Origin of the sequence: Actinoalloteichus spitiensis RMV-1378 (genome assembly GCF_000239155.1) — a bacterium.
In the GTDB taxonomy this organism is placed as follows: Bacteria; Actinomycetota; Actinomycetes; order Mycobacteriales; family Pseudonocardiaceae; genus Actinoalloteichus_B; species Actinoalloteichus_B spitiensis.
In genome coordinates, this window is the sequence record NZ_AGVX02000089.1 from 1 (window position 1) to 1,243 (window position 1,243).

At 69.9% G+C, this 1,243-nt stretch carries 1 protein-coding gene; it reads left to right on the forward strand.

Annotated elements, in window-relative coordinates:
* Positions 1–41 precede the first annotated feature (41 nt).
* Positions 42–1,243, forward strand: a 1,202-nt coding sequence (locus tag ACTIDRAF_RS27190) for a transglycosylase domain-containing protein (RefSeq protein WP_169533950.1), incomplete at its 3' end; no start/stop codon positions are given.

Here is a 1,243-nt window from a genome sequence, read left to right on the forward strand (position 1 = left end):
CGAGCGGGCCGGGATCCGCGGGGCAGGACCCCGCCACCCGCATGAACCAGGCACCCCCCGCACCCGGCGGCACCCCGCCGGGCGGTCAGCCGCGCCAGGGACTGGGCACGCCCCCCCGGAACGGCTCCGGCATGCCCCCCGGCGACGAGGCGCCCACCACCGTCCTGCGCGAACGGCTGATCACCCACGAGGAGCCGCTCACCACCTCGGCGCACTCGCCGGGATTCGACGACGAGGACCGCCCCGACGACGAGGTCGACGAGCTCGCCGCGAAGAAGGCCCGCCGGAAGAAGATCTGGCGGCGCATCCGCCGCACGGGCTACGTCGCGGCGGCGTTGGCGTTCCTCGCCCCGGCCACCGCCTTCGCCGTCGGCTACTTCATGTGGGACGTGCCCGACCCGCAGGAGATCCTGGCCGGTCGCGACAAGACGGTGATCATCCAGTCCGAGGACGAGCGGGAGCTGATGCGCTACACGCCGCAGGCCGAGGACGGCGGCGACTTCCAGTTCGTACCGGCGGAGGAGATCCCCGAGATCCTCAAGCAGGCCATCATCTCCGTCGAGGACCAGTCCTTCGAACGCAACAGCGGTTTCGACCCGGTCGGCATCGCGCGGGCCGCCATCACCGGCTACGGCGGCGGATCCGGCCTGACGCAGCAGTACATCAAGCAGGCCACCCAGGAGATGGACTCCACCTACACCAGGAAGTTCAAGGAACTGGTGCTCTCGGTGAAGATCACCCAGGAGTTCAGCAAGGACAAGATCTTCGAGAGCTACATCAACATCATCACCTTCGGTCGGGGCACCACCGGGCCGTCCTCGGCGATGCAGGCCTACTTCGGCAGGGACGCGAAGCTGGAGGACATCACCCCGTCCCAGGCCGCCTTCCTGGCCGGGATGATCCAGCTGCCCTACAGCCACGACCCGGCCCGGTCCAGCCACGAGCACGCCGAGACGCGGTGGCAGCACGCGGTCAACAAGATGGTCGAGACGAACACCGTCACGGCGGCCGAGGCCGAACAGATGGAGTACCCGATCGACACCCTCAAGGACCCGGAGGAGACCCGGGCCAGCGGGGTGAGCGCCACCGAGTACCTGCTGCGCGAACAGATCATGCGGGAGCTGGACGCCAACGGCTACGGCATGGACGTGCTCCAGGAACGCGGCGCGACCGTGCGGACCACCATCGACCCGGCGGCCCAGCAGGCGGCGCGGGACGCGGTCGAGCAGCGGCTGGGCGGCGG